This is a genomic window from Arthrobacter crystallopoietes, from assembly GCF_017603825.1.
GTDB classification, from domain to species: Bacteria; Actinomycetota; Actinomycetes; order Actinomycetales; family Micrococcaceae; genus Crystallibacter; species Crystallibacter crystallopoietes_B.
Genome location: NZ_CP072014.1, coordinates 347,439 through 367,965, shown reverse-complemented (window position 1 = coordinate 367,965; position 20,527 = coordinate 347,439). Strand labels below are relative to the sequence as shown.

Annotated in this window: 16 protein-coding genes; 8 read left to right on the top strand and 8 right to left on the bottom strand. The window is 66.0% G+C overall.

Annotated elements, in window-relative coordinates:
- Positions 1-3: 3 nt before the first annotated feature.
- From J5251_RS01775 to J5251_RS01760, 4 genes are all read left to right on the top strand, one after another.
- Entirely contained in the window at positions 4-2,610 is a 2,607-nt protein-coding gene (locus J5251_RS01775; protein WP_240793215.1) for a LuxR family transcriptional regulator, read from the top strand.
- 153 nt (positions 2,611-2,763) lie between these two features.
- Positions 2,764-4,047 (top strand): IniB N-terminal domain-containing protein, encoded by a 1,284-nt coding sequence (locus J5251_RS01770; RefSeq protein ID WP_208575019.1) that lies wholly within the window; start codon positions 2,764-2,766, stop codon positions 4,045-4,047.
- A 100-nt stretch (positions 4,048-4,147) separates the two neighbouring features.
- Positions 4,148-5,977, top strand: a complete 1,830-nt coding sequence (locus J5251_RS01765; RefSeq protein WP_139006657.1) for a dynamin family protein — start codon at positions 4,148-4,150, stop codon at positions 5,975-5,977.
- Positions 5,974-7,536, top strand: a complete 1,563-nt coding sequence (locus J5251_RS01760) for a dynamin family protein (RefSeq protein WP_139006656.1) — start codon at positions 5,974-5,976, stop codon at positions 7,534-7,536. The genes J5251_RS01765 and J5251_RS01760 overlap by 4 nt, the downstream gene beginning before the upstream one ends.
- Here J5251_RS01760 and J5251_RS01755 read toward each other — a convergent pair.
- Entirely contained in the window at positions 7,444-8,079 is a 636-nt protein-coding gene (locus tag J5251_RS01755; protein WP_139006655.1) for a hypothetical protein, read from the bottom strand. The two genes, J5251_RS01760 and J5251_RS01755, sit on opposite strands and share 93 nt — an antisense overlap.
- Positions 8,080-8,229: 150 nt before the next feature.
- Here J5251_RS01755 and J5251_RS01750 point away from each other — a divergent pair, with 150 nt between their 5' ends.
- A complete protein-coding gene (locus J5251_RS01750; protein WP_139006654.1) occupies positions 8,230-9,519 on the top strand; it encodes a glycerophosphodiester phosphodiesterase family protein in 1,290 nt (429 codons plus the stop codon).
- 127 nt (positions 9,520-9,646) lie between these two features.
- Here the strand turns inward: J5251_RS01750 and J5251_RS01745 are convergent, their stop codons facing one another.
- The 3 genes from J5251_RS01745 to J5251_RS01735 all read right to left on the bottom strand — a co-directional run bounded on the left by J5251_RS01745 (position 9,647) and on the right by J5251_RS01735 (position 12,336).
- On the bottom strand, positions 9,647-10,123 hold the full coding sequence (locus J5251_RS01745; RefSeq protein ID WP_139006653.1) for a heavy metal-responsive transcriptional regulator: 477 nt from the start codon (positions 10,121-10,123) through the stop codon (positions 9,647-9,649).
- 77 nt (positions 10,124-10,200) lie between these two features.
- Positions 10,201-11,220, bottom strand: a complete 1,020-nt coding sequence (locus J5251_RS01740) for a PHP domain-containing protein (protein ID WP_139006652.1) — start codon at positions 11,218-11,220, stop codon at positions 10,201-10,203.
- 78 nt (positions 11,221-11,298) lie between these two features.
- Positions 11,299-12,336: an NAD(P)-dependent alcohol dehydrogenase gene (locus tag J5251_RS01735; RefSeq protein WP_346764140.1), complete on the bottom strand. Its 1,038-nt coding sequence runs from the start codon at positions 12,334-12,336 to the stop codon at positions 11,299-11,301.
- A 438-nt stretch (positions 12,337-12,774) separates the two neighbouring features.
- Here J5251_RS01735 and J5251_RS01730 point away from each other — a divergent pair, with 438 nt between their 5' ends.
- From J5251_RS01730 to J5251_RS01720, 3 genes are all read left to right on the top strand, one after another.
- Positions 12,775-14,790, top strand: a complete 2,016-nt coding sequence (locus J5251_RS01730) for a transglycosylase domain-containing protein (protein ID WP_244250760.1) — start codon at positions 12,775-12,777, stop codon at positions 14,788-14,790.
- 167 nt (positions 14,791-14,957) lie between these two features.
- Positions 14,958-16,475 (top strand): FAD-dependent monooxygenase, encoded by a 1,518-nt coding sequence (locus J5251_RS01725; RefSeq protein ID WP_240793213.1) that lies wholly within the window; start codon positions 14,958-14,960, stop codon positions 16,473-16,475.
- Positions 16,476-16,609: 134 nt separating this feature from the next.
- Positions 16,610-16,996: a hypothetical protein gene (locus J5251_RS01720; protein ID WP_139006651.1), complete on the top strand. Its 387-nt coding sequence runs from the start codon at positions 16,610-16,612 to the stop codon at positions 16,994-16,996.
- Positions 16,997-17,175: 179 nt separating this feature from the next.
- On the opposite strand, the gene J5251_RS01715 is transcribed toward J5251_RS01720, so the two are convergent.
- From J5251_RS01715 to J5251_RS01700, 4 genes are read right to left on the bottom strand one after another with little or no spacing between them, the layout of a single operon-like run.
- Positions 17,176-18,117: a sugar kinase gene (locus tag J5251_RS01715; protein ID WP_139006650.1), complete on the bottom strand. Its 942-nt coding sequence runs from the start codon at positions 18,115-18,117 to the stop codon at positions 17,176-17,178.
- Positions 18,114-18,743: a bifunctional 4-hydroxy-2-oxoglutarate aldolase/2-dehydro-3-deoxy-phosphogluconate aldolase gene (gene eda, locus J5251_RS01710; RefSeq protein ID WP_240793212.1), complete on the bottom strand. Its 630-nt coding sequence runs from the start codon at positions 18,741-18,743 to the stop codon at positions 18,114-18,116. The genes J5251_RS01715 and eda overlap by 4 nt, the downstream gene beginning before the upstream one ends.
- The gene (locus J5251_RS01705; RefSeq protein WP_139006649.1) at positions 18,740-19,495 is read right to left on the bottom strand and encodes an SDR family oxidoreductase; all 756 of its coding nucleotides are present in this window, start codon (positions 19,493-19,495) and stop codon (positions 18,740-18,742) included. Before J5251_RS01705 ends, eda begins: the two co-directional genes overlap by 4 nt.
- The gene (locus J5251_RS01700; protein WP_139006648.1) at positions 19,492-20,520 is read right to left on the bottom strand and encodes a zinc-dependent alcohol dehydrogenase; all 1,029 of its coding nucleotides are present in this window, start codon (positions 20,518-20,520) and stop codon (positions 19,492-19,494) included. The genes J5251_RS01705 and J5251_RS01700 overlap by 4 nt, the downstream gene beginning before the upstream one ends.
- Between the last annotated feature and the right edge of the window lie 7 nt (positions 20,521-20,527).

The window sequence follows — 20,527 nt, the reverse complement described above, 5'->3', positions numbered from 1 at the left end:
ACTGTGGAGACAAGTCTTGCGGGCATCGGATCGTGCCCGCTTCGCCCTACTGTTGCTGCCTCTTTTCTGGCCGAGGTAGCTGCTGCCCCGGAATCGCGGTTGCTGGCCGGTATCGTCGGTGCCGGCGGAACCGGGAAAACCGTCCTGCTGGACGACCTTGAGGCACAGTACCGCGTCATGGGCCTCCATGTTCTGCGCAATTGCGTGGACCTCAGCCCGACGGATCTCGAGCTCTGCAGGGTCGATGCGCGCAGTGCGGTACTGGTCGATGATGCCCATGAGTTCAGTGATACCGCTTTGGCCCAGCTTGGCTCGCTGATCGAGGAGCGGGACGTGAACCTGGTGGTGGCGTACCGGCCCTGGCCGCAGCCGGCCGGATTACGGCGTCTGTCCGCCACTTTGGAGCAGCACCACGCACCGGTGGTCCTCGGTCCGCTGTCCAGCGAGGAGATCCGCGCGCGGGCTGCGGAAGTGCTGGAGGCTGCCCCCGCGACGTCGCTCGTGGACAAGCTGGCGGAGGCTACCGCCGGCATGCCCTGGCTGGTGCATCTGGTTATGGAAGCGATCGGCCAGCATGGCAGCAGCGTCTTGTCTGAACCGCTCCATGCACGCGGTCTGATGGAGCAGCTTGGCTACGAACTCGGCAAGATCGACGGCGGGCTGTCCGACCTGCTGCTTGCCCTGAGTGTCGGTTTCGATCTCGCAGGGCAAATTCCGCCAGCCCTGGACCAGGCCGGGGAAAGCCTCGACCATCTGGTCATCAGGGCGCGGGCCGCGGGTCTGCTGCGCGGAGACGGGAAGCTGGTCCCACTGGTGCGCCAGGCCGTGCTGGCGGCGATGCCGCCGTACCGGGTCCACGAAGCGCAGCGGGCTCTGGTGGATGCCCTTACCGCGGAGGGACGTTCACTCGGCGAGGTCGCCCGCGGACTGGCGCGCGGCGGATTGAGGGACCCACGAATCGCCCGTGCCTTGGAGCGCGAGGGCGATAACGTGCTGGCCGGGCAGCCCGCGCTCGCCTCTGCCCTCTATGACGAAGCGGGAGCCGCCGGCTCCGACGAACTTGCCACCGCGGCTCGCCGGGCCCAGGCCGCCTCTGCCGTCGGCGACCTTGACGGCGCCGGCCGGATACTGGACAACCTGCTCTCCAGCCAAGACGCACCAGACCTCGTCCGCGGGGTGGACGTAGCCGCCGCCACCTGGGCACAGCGCGGCATGCTGGCACGCAGCGCGGAAGTTTACCGGTGGCTTGGAGCGGACAGGGCCGGGCCATCGGCTGCGCTCGCCGCGGTGGCGATGATCGGCACCGGCGACCGCGACGGCGCCGAAACCATGCTCAAGTCGTGCGGACCAAGCGGTTCGCCCACGCTCGGCGCTGTCGCCGTCGGGCTCATGGGGGAGGGGATCAGCGCGTCCATTGCGGCGCAGCCGGACCGCGCCCTGCCCGCGCTGATCCGGGCTTCGGACATGATGACGGCGTCCGGCAACAGCATTCCGCTCCCGGACGTCCCAGCGGCGCTGGCTGCGCTGGTAGCACTGCACAGCGGCGAACCGGCCGTGGCCGACTCCGTTTTGGACGATGCCTTGGCCGGAGAGCAGGCCGGCCCGGCGGCTCGTCCCAGGCTGTTGCTACTGCGCGCGTGGACCGCCATGCAACTTGACCGTCCGGACCGGGCCCGTGCCGCCATCGCCGAGGCCGCTGCCTGCGAGGGCGGACTCGCACCCCGGGATGAACTGTTGTTCGACGCATTGGAGGTTGGTCTGGCCCGCCGGACCGATGACACCGCTGCCCTCGTCCACGCCTGGCAGCGCGCCCGCGAGCGGATCCTGCATGTCTCGGTGGACCTTTACAGCCTGCTGCCCTTCGGTGAACTGGCCGTCGCGGCCGCGCGGCTGCGTGATTCGGCCCGGCTGGAGCCGCAGCTCGCCGAGGCCCGGGCGTTGCTGGAGCGTCTCGGCGATCCTCCGCTGTGGTCAATTCCGCTGCGCTGGCATGCTGTCCAGGCCGCCATCCTGGCGGAGCGGCCGTCGGATCTTGCGCCCCATGCCTCGGCGCTGGTCCGTGCCTCCGGGAATAACCATCTGGCTTCTGTACTCGCGGCCGCCGGACGGTCCTGGGTAGCAGTCCTCTCCGGCCATATCGACGTAGACGCGGTCGAAGCTGCGGCACGCGCTCTGGCCTCGGTCGGGCTGACCTGGGACGGCGCCCGGTTGGCCGGCCATGCCGCCCCGCGTGCCGACGAGCGCAAGGACATGGCCAGGCTGCTCGCCTGCGCCCGGGACCTTCATCCCGGATCCGTGGTCTCGGTCAGCGCGGAAACCGAGCCCGTTCCCACGTTGCCGGCGATCCGGCCAGCAGTTCGGCCTTCGGCAGGGCAGCCGGCCGCCGCCGCCTCGGAGGGTACGGTCCTGAGTGCCCGGGAGCGTGAGGTGGCCCGGCTGGTGCTGGAAGGCAAAACGTACCGGGAAATCGGCGCCGCCATCTTCATTTCACCCCGCACTGCCGAACACCATATCGCCAGGATCCGTCGCCGGTTGGGCGCCGCCACCCGCTCGGAGTTGCTGGCGCAACTGCGGTTGCTCCTCGGCGAGGAAGCGTCCGGTCCTCCCTAATGCTGGGGGACGGCCGAACCCCTATAGGGGGTGGCCCCACAGGGGGAGATAACCCCGATGCAGGCACCGCCACCCCGGACCTACGTTTGAAGCAAGCCAGGCAACCAGCTCGGCGGATCCAAGCTCACACACCTTTCAGATTGAGGGAATACCATGCCTACACTTGCGAACACCCTTCTTGAATTCATCATGAACCTGCTCCGGGATCCTGATGCGGCGCACGCCTTCCGCGAGGATCCCGAGCGGGAGCTGGAGCATGCGGGCCTCAGCGACGTTTGCTCGGAAGATGTCGACGCCGTTATGCCGGTAGTCCTGGACTTTGCTCCGGTTGGCGTCGGCGCCTCCTTCGACCGCGAGTACAACACCGGGGATAACTCCTCGCGGATCGACCACAACAATCCGGACAGTGACGGGGGAAACAACAACGGCGGCGGCGGTGGTGGCGGCGGCCGTGACTGGAACAACGACAACGACAACGACAACGACAACCACCGTCCGGACCGGGATAACGACGACGACCACGGCCATCATCGGGACGACGATGACGACCACGGCCACGCCGTCCAGCAGTTGACCCACATCGTCAACGAGTATTCCTACACCTCCACGGTGGACGACCGGGACACCATCAACGACCAGTCCGTGAACCAGAACATCTGGGCTGACGGCGACGTCAACCAGTGGTTCGACAACGACGCCGTCATCGCCTCCGGTGACGACTCCGTGGCTGCCGGCGATGACGCGAACGTGGCCAACGGCGATGATTCCATCGCTGCCGGCGGCGATGTTGACCAGGACAACTCCGAGGACAACTCCACCAACGTCGACGTCAAGGCGGACGGCAACGCCGACGTCGAAATCGGCAGCGAGGACACCACCGTCATCGGCTCGTTCAACGAGGACAACGACGGCATCGACGGCGACCACAACGAAATCGGCAACGAGGACAACGACGGCATCGACGGTGACCACAACGATGTCGGCAACGAGGACAACGACGGTATCGACGGCAACAACAACCATGTTGATGTCGACAAGACCGATGTGAATGTCGAGATCGAGGACTCCTACCAGGACAACGACGGCATTGACGGCAACAACAACATCGTTGGCAATGAGGATTCCTTCCAGGACAACGACGGCATCGATGGCAACAACAACGAAGTCGGCAACGAAGAGACCCACCTCGACAACGTCGGTAACGAAACCAACACCGAGATCACGTTCGAGGACAACGACGGCATCGATGGCAACAACAACGAAGTCGGCAACGAGGAAACTCACCTCAACGACGTCGGTAACGAAGAAACCAACCTCAACAATGTCGGCAACGAATTCGACCTTGAAGCCGAATTCACCAACATCGAAGACAACGTGATCGTTACGGACAACGATGACAACGAGGTCGAGGAAGGCAGTTCGCTCGTCGAAGACTGATCATCGACTCAGGCTTCACGGCACACAGCCGGCCCGGCAGGAGGGGGACCTGCCGGGCAGGTATGTGCGTTAGGCCATTGACACGCAGGAGGAGGCAGGCATGGCAGAGCTGGTTAAGCTCGTGGAACAGAGCATCGCCTTGGCAGCGGATGCCGATCGGGCGGATCTGCGCCGCAGGCTGGAGCAAACCCGCCGGAGGGTGCTCGATCCGAATGTCCGCGTCATCGTCGTCGGTGAGTTCAAGCAGGGCAAGAGCAAACTGATCAACGCGCTCGTCAACGCCCCCGTCTGCCCGGTCGACGACGATATCGCCACCTCCGTGCCGACTGTGGTCCGGCACGGGGACCCGGCCTCCGCCACCATCATGGTCCCTCGGGAGGGCAGTCCGGACGGCGACGGCGAACCGGAACTCGAGCGCCGCCAGGTGCCCATCGAGGAGCTGGCCGGCTACGTGTCCGAGAACGGCAACCCCGGCAACCGCCGGCGCCTTGCCGCCGCTGAGGTCTCCCTGCCGCGGAAGCTTCTCTCCGGCGGTCTGACTCTGGTGGACTCCCCCGGGGTAGGCGGCCTGAATTCGACCCATTCGTTCACCACCCTGACAGCACTGCCGACGGCGGACGCCATGCTGCTGGTCTCCGACGCCTCGCAGGAGTACACCGAGCCGGAGATCCGGTTCCTGCGACAAGCCATGCGAATCTGTCCCAACGTGGCCTGCGTACTCTCCAAAACAGACCTGTACCCGCACTGGCGGCAGGTCGCGGAACTGGACCGGGGCCACCTGGATAATGTCGGTCCGGACATCCCGCTGCTGCCTGTCTCCTCCGAACTGCGCCTGCACGCTGCCCGGCATAACGACAATGAACTCAACGCCGAGTCCGGCTTTCCCGCGCTCGTGACCTACCTGCGCCAGGAAGTCCTTGGCCAGGCCGAACGGCTCCAGCGCCGTTCCGTCGCACACGACTTGCTCTCCAGCACCGAACACCTGCGCCTGTCGCTGCAATCCGAACTCAGCGCGCTTCAAAACCCGGAAGGCACCCCGCAGATGATCGCCGAGCTGGAAGCGGCCAAGGAACGCGCCGACGTGCAGCGCCAGCGTTCGGCGCGCTGGCAGACAACGCTCAACGACGGCGTCAGCGACCTCATCGCCGATATGGAACACGACCTGCGCGACCGCCTGCGCAGCATTCAGCGCGATGCCGAACAGGCCATCGATGCAGCAGACCCGGGACCGGTCTGGGAACAGTTCACCGAGTGGCTGGAACAACGCGTCGCCTCCGCCGTCTCGGACACATTCGTCTGGACCAACGAACGCGCACAATGGCTCTCCGGGCAGGTCGCCGAGCACTTCGCTCAGGACGAAGTGCCCCTGCCGGTCCTCCAGGTCGATGACACCGACGACGTGCTCGACCCGGTCGTTCCCGTCCCGACACTGGACCCCGGCAGGCTTGGCCCGATGCAGAAAATCCTCATTGGAATGCGCGGCTCCTACGGCGGCGTGCTCATGTTCGGCCTGCTCACCGGCATCGTCGGCATGTCGCTGATCAACCCGCTCTCCGTCGGCGCGGGCCTGCTGCTCGGCGGCAAAGCCTATCGCGAAGACAAGGAAGCCCGGCTCAAACGCCGCCAAAACGAGGCGAAGACGCTGGTGCGAAGGCAAATTGACGAAGTCGTCTTCCAAGTCGGCAAACAGCTCAAAGACCGGCTCCGGCTGGTCCAGCGCGCCACCCGGGACCACTTCACCGAGATCGCCGAGGAACACCACCGCTCCCTGTCGGACTCCGTGCTCGCCGCGCAAAAAGCCGCGGCCAGCTACACGCTCGAACGCGAACAGCGTATCCGGGACATCAAGGCCGCGCTCAAGCGCGTGGAGGCACTGCGCCAACAGGCACAGACCCTGGAGGCAAAGCCCGTCCCGGCCGGACGCGCATGAGCAGCACCGGCAACACCGACGTGACGGACTTGGTCCGGGAAGCCCTCGGGGCCTACAGCGACGACGCGGCAGCCCGCGCTGCGCTGGAGGGCTATGCCCGCCGGCTGGACGAACCGCTGCGCGTGGCCGTGGCCGGCATGGTCAAGGCCGGCAAATCCACCCTGCTCAACGCCGTCATCGGAGAGGAGATCGCCCCCACCGACGCCGGCGAATGCACCAAGGTGGTGACGTGGTACCGCTACCGGGACACACCGCGGATCACCCTGCACCCCGTCGATGGGGAACCCCGCGGGCTGCCTGTCAAACGTGCCGGAGGCAGACTGGTCTTCGACCTAGGCGCCACCCGCGCCGAGCAGGTTGAGCGGCTGGTGGTGGACTGGCCGGCCAAGGGCTTGCGGGATCTCACCCTGATCGACACTCCCGGCATCGCGTCCCTCTCCGGCGACGTCTCCGCCCGCTCCACGAACTTCCTCACGCCTCAGGATGCTCCCTCCGAAGCGGACGCCGTCGTTTACCTGATGCGGCATCTGCACGCCACTGACCTGAAGTTCCTGGAGGCTTTCAAGGACACCGCAGCAGGCAAATCGGGGACTGTCAACGCGCTCGCTGTGCTGTCCCGTGCAGATGAAATCGGCGCCGGACGGATCGACTCGCTGCTATCTGCGGGCGAGATCGCCGAGCGCTACCGGCGCGACGGCACGCTGCGGTCGTTGGCCCTGGGCGTCGTTCCGATCGCGGGCCTGCTGGCCCAGAGCGCGCGCACCCTCCGTCAATCGGAGTTCATTGCATTGCAGGAACTGGCCAAGCTGGACCGGTCGGAACGCGAACGCATGCTGCTCTCCGCCGATAGGTTTGCCCGTCCGACCGCAGGGCTGAAAGCCGGCCCCGAGGTCCGGGCGGCCCTGTTGGAACGTTTCGGCATGTTTGGGATCCGGCTGTCCGCAGCTCTCATCCGGGGCGGCATCAGTGAGCCGACGGCGCTGGCCCACGAACTCGCCCGCCGCAGCGGACTGGACGACCTGCTGGGCCTGATGTCCGGCCAGTTTCAAGCCCGCGCCGCGCAACTCAAGGCGCGTACCGCCTTGGCCGGCGTGGAGGCCCTTCTCCGCGAGCGGCCCCGGGCCGGAACGGAACGGGTGGCAGCATTGCTCGAACGGATCCAGGCCGGTGCCCATGAATTCCGGGAGCTGCGGCTGCTGGCTACCGCGCGGACCACAGGCCTCGACCTGCCCAAGGAGCTGGCGGCAGAGGCCGAACGCCTGATCGGCGGCCGGGGGATGCTGCCTGCGCTCCGGCTTGCCCTGCCCGAGGACACGCCATCCGAGACGCTGCGGGCCGAAGCCCTGGCCTGCCTGCGCCGCTGGCGCACACTGGCCGAGAACCCGATGACCGACCGCACTGCCGCGGAAACCTGCCAGATTGTGGTCCGCAGCTGCGAGGCGGTCCTCGCGGGGCTGCCGGACGCCTCAGCCCCGCGGCCTACCGTGCGTCTCGTGCTTGGCGCGGAACCAGGCGTCGGCGCCGGGCAGCAAGCTGATCAGCAACGCTGCACAGGCTAGCACCACCTGCGCTACCAGCCCCCAGCGGAGGTACATTTCGCCCTCGCCCGGAGCCACGAGGAAGGCGTCCGCCATGACCGCCGCTCCGCCATGGAGCAGCAGCACCACCAGCTGCACCCACCGGATCCCGCCGCGCCGGCGCATCAGCCCGCGCAGCAGTAGTGCCTCGACGACAATGATGAGTGCCAAGGCACCCAGGCTGCCCCAGTGCACCAGGGCAGCCACCGCATCGACCGTCGCTTCGTCCTGGCCTGGGTCAACCTCGGTCACGATCTCGCGGAGCCGTTCCAGCCGGTCGTCGCGGGACAGGTAGGCAAAGGCGATGGCAACCGCGCCGAGCAGGAAGCTAAGCAGCCACAGCGATCTCGCCGCCTTCACCATGCCGGTAGGTGGCAGGGACTGCCCTATCGGCGGTGGGGTCCGGTCGGACAACTGCGGTCTCGGCGGCCGTCCCGGCAGCGATGCGCCGGCTGACGCCGGAGCGCCGGCATCCGTCCGGCCACCGGCAGCGGCAGGATCGTTGGTTCCCCCGTCTTGAGCCATGCTCGTAATCTAGTGGCGGCCGCCACCCCGCGTCCACCCCTTCCCACCCTTCATTCCGGGTTCACCCTGCGTTGGCGTGCCGGATGCAACCACACGCCAGCATCGACCAAGGGGGATATCAACCACCAGGATGAAGGAAGTTCAATTCGTATGGCATCACGCATCACCACGCTTCTGACCGGATCCGCAGCGGCCACCGCCGTCGGGCTGTCCCTGCTCGCGGCGCCTGCCGCCGTCGCCCAGCAGGCAGCGCCGCAGACCGCGCCACAGCCCGGCACAGCCAACACCGCCGATGTGGCCGTGCAGGACACCGCGGCCAGCAGCCAGGCCGAAGCTCCGCTGCTCATCGGGCACCGCGGTGCCGCCGGCACGGCACCGGAGAACACCGTTGCCGCGTTCAAGGACGGCCGGGCCTCCGGTGCGGACTTCTTCGAGATCGACGTCCAGCTCAGCGCCGACGGAGTACCGTTCCTCTTCCACGATGACACCCCTGCCCGCACCACTAATGTCGAGGGCGTCTTCCCGGACCGCGCCCACGATCCGATCACGTCCTTCACCTGGGCGGAGCTGCAGCAGCTCGACGCCGGCGCGTACTTCGGCGAGGAATTCGCCGGCGAACGCATCCCGCACCTGGACGATGCCGCCAGGGTCGCCACCATCGAGACCGGCGTCTACATCGAGATCAAGTCCCCGAAGAACTCCCCGGGCATCGAGCAGCTGGTCGCCGAGGAACTGCGCACCGATAAGAAGTGGCAGAAACTGGTAGCCGCGGACAAGATCCAGGTGCTCAGCTTCGACGAGGCCTCCAACCGGACCTTCGCCTCCATCGCCCCGGAGATCGAACTGCAGCAGCTCTCCAGCACCGTTCCCGGATCGGAAACCCTGGCCCAGTGGGCCGAGTACGCCGACTCCGTGGGCACCAACTACCGCACGCTGACCGCGCAGAACGTTGCGGACGTGAAGGCGGCCGGTCTGGTCATCGGCGTCTACACCGCCAATTCGCCCGAGGCAGTCCAGCACTCCATCGACCTTGGCGTCGACGCCGTCACCGGCGACTTCCCGATCCAGACCGCCCGCTACCTCGCCGGCGGGAAGCCCTTCCCCTCGGCGAACGGCGTCGAAATCGTGGACTCGGTCAACAACCCGGCCGGCAGCGATGTCCAGGCGGAAACCGGCGAACATGTGCTTCTGCGCAACACCACCGGCCGCAGCATTGAGGTCAGCGGCAGCATCATCCGCGACGCGGCCAACAACATCCTCGCCATCGGGGACGGATACGTCCTGGCACCGGGCGGCGAACTGCGCGTCTACACCGGCCCCGGAACCAACACCGCGGAGAGCTTCTACAACGATGGCACCGCCTCCGTGCTGAACAACGGCGGCGACTCCGTGGCGCTGTGGACCCCGCAGGGCCAGCTGCAGGACGTCTTCGCCAACTGAAGAACCTGACCACGTACGACGTCGGCACTTCCGGTGGGAGGAAAATCCCACCTGGAGTGCCGCCGTCGTTGTTCTGGATCGTGTTCAGCAACAACCGCCGCCGCAGCAACTGCCGTCACAGGCAGGGTCATCGCAGCAGGGGCAGGCCCTTTTGATGTCCATCATCGGTCACCTCCTTCATGCTTTTCGGGTCGGGCGGACACCACGTGCCGGGATCCGGATCCGGACAGTCCGTGCCATGCAGTTGATCGGCCATGGCCTGCAGATCGGAGCGCAACCGGGAGAGGCGGTCCAGCTCCCTGTCCAGCTCGCCGATCCGCCGGCGGAGCAAAGACTCGGCCGGTTCACACGGGCACCGGCCCGTATCCCGGACATCCAGCAGATCGGCTATCTCGGCCAACCGGAGGCCCAGCCGCTGGCAACCCTGGATAAAGTGCACACGGTCTGTGGTGCTGGGCGGATACAGCCGGTAGCCCGCGGGGGACCGGTCCGGAGGTGGGAGCAAGCCCGCGCGCTCGTAGTAGCGGAGCGCATCGGTGGAGACACCGACAGCCTTCGCCAACTCGCCAACTTTCAGCGCCTGAGGCGCCTGTAAGCCAGTCATGGCTTCAGCTTAAACCTTGGAGCCCGCTCCAAGGTCAACAAAAATCGCGGTTCGTTCCAGCGGCTTTGGCAGCCCGGTTATTTCCCCGCGGCCGTCCACTCCAGCAGCCGGTCCAAAGGCCATGTATTAATGATCCGTTCAGCCGGGACACCGTTCCGCGCGGCGCGCTCCGCCCCGTACTGGAGGAAGTCGAGCTGGCCGGGCGCGTGGGCGTCGCTGTCGATGCTGAACAGGCAGCCGGCGTCCAGGGCAAGCTGGATCAGGTTGTCCGGCGGGTCCTGCCGCTCGGGACGCGAATTGATCTCGACGGCGACATCGTTCTCTGCACAGGCGGCGAACACCCGGTCGGCGTCGAACTCCGATTCCGGGCGGGTGCCCCTCGACCCCTTGACGAGGCGGCCCGTGCAGTGGCCCAGCACATTGGTGTGGGGATCGGTGATGCCGCCGAGCATTCTCTTAGTCATGGTGCGCTTATCGGAGCGGAGTTTTGAATGCACGCTGGCCACCACAACGTCCAGCTGCTGCAGCATTGCGGGCGTTTGGTCCAGGGTGCCGTTTTCGAGGATGTCGACCTCGATCCCGGCCAGCAGGCGGAAGCCGTCGGCCCCCTGGTTGATCTCGGCGACTACATCCAGCTGCTCGGTAAGCCGCTTGACGCTCAGACCATTGGCTATCGTCAAATTGGGGGAGTGGTCGGTCAACGCCAGATAGTCCCGTCCCAGCATCCTTGCTGTATCCGCCATGGTTTCGATGGGGGATCCGCCGTCGGACCAGTTGCTGTGGCTGTGCAGATCGCCGCGGAGGGCCGAGTTCAATTCCGCCCCGCCTTCCGCCAGCGGCTTGGCCGAACGTTCCCGCAGCTTCGCGAGGTAGTCGGGCACCCCGCCGTCGACCGCCTGGCTGATGACCTCGAAGGTTCTGCTGCCGATCCCTTTCATGTTCTTGAGCCGGCCGTCCCTGGCTCTGGCCGCGAGCTCCTCGGGCTCCAGGCTGCGAATGGCGCTGGCTGCCTTGCGGAATGCCTGAACCTTGAAACTGGGCGCAAGTTCACGTTCGAGCCAGAAAGCAATCTCATTGAGTGCGTCGACAGCATCCATGGCTCCATCTTCCACCAACCCGCATCGCTGTGCCGCTCCAAGGCGAAATCTCTCGCCGGCACTTGGGCCGCGAACCACTCAAATGGTGATGACAACCTTCCCGCAGACCTTGCCTGCCTCAAGGTAACGCAACGCGTCGGGGACCTCGGCCAACGGAAAGGTCCTGTCGATGCTTGGCTTGACCTTCCCCGCCTCGATAAGCCCGGTCAGCTCTTCGAGGTCGGCGGAACTCACCTTGCCGATAAACATGGTCAGCCGCTGGCCTACGAAGGGCGACAGGAGCAGGGCCCGCAGCTGCCGGTTCATGCCGCCGGTCAGGTTCCCGCCTTCTTCCCCGCCGGTGATGACGGCGGTTCCGGTCCGGTTCAGCGCGCGGCGCAGCCGCGCGAGCGAGGGGTTCCCTGCAATGTCGAGGATCAGATCGTAGCGGTTGGCGACGTCGGCAAAGTCTTCCCGGGTGTAATCGATGACGTCGTCGGCACCCAGGGAGCGAACGGCGTCGAGCTTTGCCGTGCTGGCCACGCCCGTGACTTGCGCACCGAAGGCTTTGGCCAGCTGAACCGCGAAGGATCCGACGCCACCGGACGCACCGATGACCAGCACCTTTTGCCCCGGCTCGATCCTGCCGGCGTCGCGCCAGCCCTGCAGAGCGGTGACCGCCGAGACCGGAACGGCCGCGGCCTGCTCGAACGTGAGGTTTGCCGGCTTGATGGCCAGCTGGTCCTCGCGTGCCACCGCGTATTCGGCAAAGGAGCCGCGGCCGCTGCCGAACACTGCGTCACCGACAGCGAACCTGGTCACTGCCGGGCCGGCCGCAACGACGATGCCCGCGAGGTCCATCCCGGGGACGGGGTTTTTCGGTTTGCGGAGCCCGAAGGCCAGCCGGGCCAGATAGGGCAGTCCCCTTGTCACGTGCCAGACGCCCCGGTCCAGCCCGGCCGCCCTCACCTGGACGAGCACTTCGTGCTCCGCGGGAACGGGGCGTGGAATCTGCGCAAGGTGCAGAACCTCCGCGGAGCCGTACACGTCCTGCGTGATCGCCCGCATGGTGCTTTCCCCCTGAGCCTGCCCAGTCTTGAAAGGTTCCTTATCCGGCTGTTCTGCATGAGATGTCATGGCCATTTCCTTTGCTCCTGAAGCGCCGAACCCCGGTTAGGAGGCAAGCGGCAGTTGGTCCAGCCGTGCTGGGTCGGCGAGTACGTCTATCGCCACGATCTTTCCGTTCATGACGGTGAAAGCCATGACTGAAACCGCCTGTTTGCGCCGAACCGCCACGGCTCCAGCGCTCCCGTTATTGGGTCCTGTCCACGATTATGCCTGACGCTCTAGTCAACGCCCGGCGGAGGTTCTACTGTTTTCTTATCTGCTCCATCTTGGCAAAGGAGGGGTGTGGGAAAACCAGCGGCGCCCGCGGGGTGCCTTCCCAACGGCCCCTGACAATGCGCGGTAGCGGCCGGTTGCGCAACAGGTGTAACCGGCACCGGAATTCCCCCACAAAAAATCATGCGGCTATGGGGACGCAACAAACCGGAACCTGTTAATCTCGATGAGCTGTTGGCTGAGGCGAACCCCGGCCGAACCCCGAAGAGACGCGCCGGACAGCGGCGCATCGACCTGTGGCTGGCAAGCGTGGCTGTCGCAGCCTTGGGCGTCGGCCTGATCGTGGCACCCGCTGCGGTGGGCTTGTCTGTCGCCGGCAACACCGTGCTGGACATGTGGGAGGAGCTGCCGACTGATCTGCCGGTGGACCGCCCGCTGCCGCAGCATACGGTGCTGCTGGACAAGGACGGCAAGGAATTTGCCCGCATCTACAGCGAAAACCGGACAGATGTGAAGCTGGACCAGGTGTCCGAGGCGTTCAAGGAAACACTGATTGCAACCGAGGACGCGCGGTTCTACGAGCATCGGGGCGTGGACCCCCTCGGCGTCACCCGCGCGCTGATCAACAATGTGACCAGCGAGAACGTCCAAGGCGCATCCACGATCACGCAGCAGTTGGTCCAGAACATGCTGGTCAACCATGCACGCGACGAAGTCGAGGAGCAGGTGGCAGTCGGCGTCACCTACAACGCCAAGATCCGCGAGGCCAAATACGCGCTTGCGCTGGAGAAGCAGCTGACCAAGGACGAGATCCTCACCCAGTACATGAACGCTGTCTACTTCGGCAACGGCGCTTACGGGGTGGAGGCAGCCGCCCGTATCTACTTCAGCACGACGGCGGCGAAGCTGAACCATGTCCAGTCGGCCGTGCTGGTCGGCATGCTCAAGGCACCCGTTGATCTAGACCCCTTTACCAACCCCGAAGGTGCCATAGAACGGCGCAACACCGTGTTGACGGTGCTCGAGCAACGAGGTGTCCTGACTGCCGAAGAGGCGCAGGCGGCCAAGGACTCGGAGCTGGCCGTGAAGCGCGGCGCGGCCCCGTCCAGCTGCGGCGAATCCAAGTACCCCTTCTACTGCGAGGTTGTCCGCGAGGAAGTCCTGACGAACAAGGCGTTCGGGAAGACACCCGAGGTCCGTCAGGAACGCTTCCACCTAGGCGGTTTAACGCTAACGACGACGTTGGACCGGAAAGCGGCAGACGCTGCGCAGGCTGCGGTTGAGAAAGCCCTGGGCAATACCAATCGAGCGGCCCTCGGTACCGCGATCATCGTTCCGGGCAAGGGCCATATCGCGACCATCGCGCAGAACCGGGACTGGGGCGAGGGCAAGGGCAAGACGGAAGTAATCTACGCCAGAAACGCCTTTCAGGTCGGGTCTGCCATGAAACCCATTATCCTGGCCGAGGCGCTGGCCCAAGGTATTCCGACCTCCACCCGGCTACGCGCTGACGGACCCTACCGATCGGCGAAGCTCGATAACCCGCGTGGCGGCTATGTCAACTACGGCAACCGCGACTACGGAGTCATCAACGCCTACCAGGCGATCCGCAGTTCGGTGAATGTGTACTTCGTCCGTCTCATTGAACGCGTCGGGGTCATCAACGCGGCAAAGATGGCCGAAAGGCTGGGAATCACGTCCATCCCCGTCGATCAGCTGGTAGGGCGGGAAGCCTCGCTTGCCCTGGGCGCCTATGAGGTCTCCCCGCTGGAGATGGCCAACGCCTACTCCGCCTTCATGGGCGGGGGAGTGCTTTGCCAACCGGTGACGGTCATCAAGGCGGTGCGCACCGGCACCAAGGAAGAACTGCCGGTCCCGGACCCTGACTGCCACCAGGCGATCGATGAGGACGTAGCCAACACCGTGGCCGATGTGCTCAAGGAACCGTTCAAACGAACCGGTACCCTTGGCCCGCGGCTCCGCCCCGAGGGCCGAGAAGCGGGAGCCAAGACGGGCACCACCAACGATTTCGCCGCCAACTGGATTGTGGGCGGCACGCCTCAACTCGTGGCAGCAGTATGGCTGGGCGACCCGAGGGGTGGGGCACAGTATCCGCTGACCCGGCTGGAGGCCTACGGCAACACCTATCGGGACCTGACCGGTTCGGAAGTGGCTGGCCCGGTCTGGCAAGACACCATGGAGGGCGCACTCAAGGGCGAGAAGAAAGTCCGGCTACCCGACGCGCCCTGACCGGGTACAGCTTACGCCGCTCGTCGGCTTCGGGCAGAAGGCCATCCGACCTTCGCGGACGGTTCAAACAGGGTGTCCCGTTCCTATTTCCAATCTACAACGCGGTCGGGGGCTTGCGGCAAGCCCCCGGCCCGGCCGCATAATCGGCAGACGCGGGAACTGAGGGAATGGGGACGCAAATGTCGATGACCGAGCATGCGGTGGTGATCGCCGGAGGCGGCCCGACAGGGCTGATGCTGGCGGGTGAGTTAGCGTTGGCGGGGGTTGATGTGGCCATCGTCGAGCGGCGTCCCCGCCAAGAGCTTGCCGGCGCTCGTGCTGGTGGCTTGCACTCGCGCACCATTGAGGTCCTGGACCAGCGGGGGATAGCCGATCGGTTCCTGTCGGAGGGGCAGGTGGCGCAGGTCGCCGGGTTTGGCGGCACCCATCTGGACATCAGCGACTTCCCCACCCGGCACAACTACGGGCTCGGGCTGTGGCAGATCCATATTGAGCGGATCCTGGCTGGCTGGGTCAACGAGCTGGAGGTGACGACCTACCGAGGACGCGAGGTGACCGGTTTCGCTCAGGGCGGCACCGGCGTCGACATCAAGTTGGCCGACGGCGGGCAGCTGCGGGCGGAGTACCTCGTTGGCTGCGATGGCGGGCGCAGTCTGGTTCGTAAGGCGGCCGGCATCGAGTTCCCCGGAAGTGATCCGACCGTCAGCAACCTGATCGCCGAAGTCGAGATGGCCGAGGAGCCGGAGCTTGGCATTCGCCGCGACGCTTTCGGCCTCCACGCCTTAGGGAAGTTAAAGTACGAAATTCACGACGGCGAGGTGGTCTTCCTGGACGGCGGGCCCGTGCAGGTCATGGTGACTGAAGCACATCTCGGAAACACGACAGAACCCACATTGAGTGATCTCAGCGAGGCCCTCATCGCTGTTTACGGTACGGACTACGGGGCCCACAATCCAACGTGGATTTCCAGATTCACCGACATGGCCCGGCAGGCCGCAACCTACCGGGACAGGCGCGTCCTGTTGGCTGGCGACGCCGCGCACGTGCACTCCCCGGACGGCGGACAAGGTCTCAACACGGGCATACAGGATGCGGTGAATCTGGGATGGAAGTTGGCCCAGGTCGTCAAGGGAACATCACCGGTGAGCCTCCTGGACACCTATCACGCCGAACGGCATCCGGTTGCTGCTCGTGTGCTGCGCAACTCGATGGCGCAAGTCGCGCTCCGCCGCGCCGACGAGCGCACTGCGGCCCTGCGCGACACCGTCTCCGAGCTCCTGAGTATGGACGAACCGCGGAAGCGATTTGGAGCCATGATGTCGGGCCTGGACGTCCACTATGACCTCGGCGAGGGGCACCCCCTGCTCGGACGGCGGATGCCGGATCATGACCTGGCGACCGCCGACGGTCCGCTCCGCGTGTGCACCCTGCTGCACCGGGCCAAGCCCGTGCTCCTCAACCTCGGCGAGCCCGGGCGCTTCGACATCACGTCATGGGCAGATCGGGTCCGGCTGGTCGACGCGGAATATGTCGGTGCGTGGGAGCTTCCCGCAATCGGGGCGGTCACTGCACCCACCGCGGTGTTGATTCGGCCTGATGGATACGTGGCCTGGGTGGGAGAGCCGACTGACTCAGGGCTCCCCGACGCACTCAGCACCTGGTTCGGTGGGTCTACCTCGGAATAGCGCACCAAAGAAGGGCGTGCCACCGGTAGTTCCTACGAGATCGATTTCCCTCCAAAGCTGATGTTGCGCTGCTGGGGGACGCTTGTCTTCTTTTAAGGGTGGACGAATAAGAGCGCAGAAAGCAGGATGGAGCCATGAGCTCCCACAACGCACTTCTTAAGCACGTATCCATCGCAGCCAAGGAATCCACGTTGGTAGCGAAATTCGATATAGACGGCAACATTCCCGGCTCGGGGCCCTACGTGGTCGGTCTCGTGGCTGCCACCCCGGATCATTCCCACCAGCGCAGAATGGGAATCGAGTTTATTAATGGCGAAGCTGTCTCGTTCTACTGCTTCAGTCATGACGGCACCGAGGAGAACTTCGACCTCAGCGGCGTGGAGCATTCAGGGAATACTATTACCGGCCACTTCCCCTTAAGCACGGTACTGGGACTGGAAAAAGGGCACCTAATGACGGCGTTTAGTGAGGCCGAGGGACGAGAATATCAGGCCAATGTCCCAGTGGAGGAAGCGCTCTAGTCCAGACCACAGAGGGGCCGAGCGCAGTGCGCTCTGCCCCTCAGTGCTTAGGCCCGAAGGGCTCCTTCAGTTATCCATCCGGCCGAGACTTCCCGCGTGGCGGTGGCGCGGCGGTTCATCCGGATTACTGCGTCACCTTCGGTCTGGCGGGCCGTAGCTCTGCCCGGGGCATCCGGGCGTCAGCGTTGCACGGGGTCTCCAGCTCCCAGTAGCCGCGCGATCGCGGCACGGTCGGCGGCCGCTTCCCAGTCGCCAGGCGCCGTGCAGGCGATCGCGCCGCAGGCAGCGGCCGTGCGCAGACGCTCGGTTAGCGAGGCGCCGGCGAGGAGCTCGGCCAGGTAGCCAGCGACGAACGCGTCCCCGGCGCCGACTGTGTCGACAGCTTGCACGGGGAAGGCTGACTGTTCCACGGCCTGGCCATCGGCAAGCGCGTACGCGCCTTCAGCTCCGCGCTTCACGATCGCGTGCGTTGGGCCCAGTTCGATAATCGCCGCGGCCTGCGCGGCCGGGTCGCGCTCGCCGGTGAGTAGTTCCGCCTCATCATCGCCAGCGAAGACGACATCGGCACGGGCCGCGATCTCGCGGTACGCGAAGGCTGCCGTTGCGTGGCTCCACAGCCGCGTGCGGTGATTTACGTCGAACGAGACGATAGTGCCGCTATCGTTCGCGGCGTCGACCGCGGCGTCCAACGCAGCGCGCGGACCGGCACCAAGCGCGGCCGTGATGCCGGTGATGTGCAGGATACGAGCCTCCCGGATGCGGGCGATGTCGAGGTGCTCCGGCGTGAGCCGGGAGCCTGCACTGCCTGCACGGTAGTACGAGACGGCGCTGGAGCCGGCCGCCGGACGTTCCTTCAGCATGAGGGCGGTGGGTGCCGTCGGATCGAGGGTTGTCGCGGCGCTGACGCCCTCGGCCCGAAGCTGTCGCTCGATGAGGCGGCCGAGCGCGTCGTCACCGAGGCGACTCATCCAAGTCACGGGCACGCCCAGGCGCGCCAGACCAATCGCGACGTTGCTCTCGGCACCGCCGAAGCCCAGGTCCATCGCAGGCACGAGCTCAAGCCTGCCGATGCGGGAGGCGACAAGCAGCCCCAGCGACTCACCGAGCGTGACGACGCTCATCGCCCGGCCCTCAGGCCTGCCTCGGCTCGAACCGCGACCGCCTCCCGCGCTGCCTCGGCGACTGCTTCGGCGCCTGCCGCGATACGCGCGGGCGCCGCGATCCACGAGCCACTTGCCGCGAAGACGGCCGGATGCGCCAGGTACTCGCCCAGATTCGCGGTGCTCACTCCTCCGCTGGGCATGAAGCGGACTCCTGGAAAGACCGGGGCCAGCGCGTTGACGAGGGCGAGCCCGCCCGCGGCGCCGGCGGGGAAGAGCTTGAGCCGTTCAAGTCCGAGGCGGATGCCGCGTTGGATGTCGCTTGGCGTTATCACCCCCGGCAGCACCGGCACACCTGCGGTGAGCGCGGCTTCGACGATTTCCTCGTCAAGACCCGGCGCGACGACAAATGCTGCGCCGACGTCGAGTGCCTGGCGCAATTGCTCACGATCGAGGACGGTACCGGCGCCGACAAGCACGTCACCCCGCGCGGCAATGCGCTCAATCGCTGCCATCCCGTGAGGGTTGCGCAGCGCGACCTCGAGCACCGGCAGGCCGCCGGCGACGAGGCCGTCGGCGATCACATCGGCGGCCGCGTCGTCGTCGACGGTTGCGAGCGGGACAACGCCGCTTAGCTCGAGCATCATCGTGCCATCCATCCGCCGTCGACCGGCAGCGTGACGCCGGTGACGTAGGCGGCCGACGGGCTGGCGAGGAAGACCGTCGCGCCCTGCAGATCCTCGGCACTGCCCCAGCGTCCGGCGGGGATGCGATCGAGGATAGCTTGCGAACGGTCCTCATCGGCGCGGAGTGCAGCGGTGTTGTCGGTGGCGATGTAGCCCGGTGCGATCGCATTCACCGTGACGCCCCGCGCGGACCATTCATTGCTGAGCGCCTTCACAAGACCTGCAACGCCCGACTTCGCCGCGGTGTACCCCGGCACGGTGATGCCGCCTTGGAAGCTCAACAGGCTCGCAGTGAAGACAATACGACCGTAGCCGCGCTCAAGCATCCCGGCCGCAACTGCCTGTGTGAGGACGAATTGGTTGCGCAGGTTCACGTCGAGCACCTCGTCCCACCATTCGAGCGGATGCTCGGCCGCGGGCGATCGGCGGATGGTACCGGCATTGTTCACCAGGATGTCAGCGCGATCCTGCACAGCCGACCCGAAGGCGGCGACGGCATCGCGGTCACGGAAGTCGACGGTGTATCCCTCAAAAGTGCGTCCTAGTTCGCGCACTCGCGCACCGATTGCACCGCCGTCGGCCTCCTGGCTCGCGGATGCCGCGATGATGTCGGCGCCGGCCATTGCGAGCCCCTCAGCCATTGCGAAGCCGATGCCTCGGCGGGCGCCGGTGACAACGGCCGTCGTACCGGTCAGGTCAAATGAGATACTCACGCGCGCACCCCCTGCACGTCGACAAGAATCTTCATTGCGGATGCCGCGAGCAACGCGTCGAACGCTTCCGAGGTGTCGTCAAGTGCCACGACGCGCGTAATGAGCGCATCTGCCGGTACCACGCCGGAGGCGAGCAGTTCGATAGCGCGCTCGAAATCCTCGCGCTCGTAGACACGAGCGCCAAGCACCTCGAGTTCGCGCCAGAAGATGCGGTGGAGATCCACGGGCACCGGCTCCGGATGAATGGCGACGAATACCACGCGCCCACGAGTGCGAGCGTGCCGGGTGGCATCAAGCGCGGTGCCGCGGGTCCCCGCGACCTCGAACACGACATCGGCCCCGGCGCCGCCGGTGTGTTCCTCGACGACCGCGGCGAGGTCGCCTTCGATGGGATCGACGACGATTGCGCGCTGTTCGGCGAACGCGCGGCGGTCGGCGTCCGGCTCAGCCAGGATTACCTCTGCGCCTGCTGCGCGGGCCACGATGGCGATGAGCTGGCCGATGGGTCCGCCACCGATTACGACGACGGTCTCGCCCGCCGCGAGCCGCGAGCGCCGCACGTCGTGCACAGCAACTGCGAGCGGCTCGACGAGCGCGGCGTGCTCAAGGGAGACGCCTTCGGGAAGTGGAACCACGAGGGAGGCTGGCACCGTCCACTGCTCCTGCAGTGCGCCGGGCGAGTCGATACCTACGAAGTCAAGGTGCTGGCAGATGTGCTGGTGGCCGGCGCGGCAGGAGGCGCATTCCCCGCACCAACGCAGTGGCATCACAGTGACAGGCTGCCCCGGTGTCAGCGATTCCACCTCCGGGCCGATTGCGCTGATGATGCCGCTCATCTCGTGGCCGATCACTGCCGGCAGGGCCACGCGTGTATCCATGTGGCCCTGCACGATGTGCAGGTCGGTGCCGCAGATTCCGTTGTATGCCACGCGGATGGTGACCTCCCCGGCTGCAGGCGGGCTGGCTTCAACGTTGCCCACCTCGATCCGCTGATCGCCGATGTATCTAGCTGCTCGCAATGTCATCTCTCCT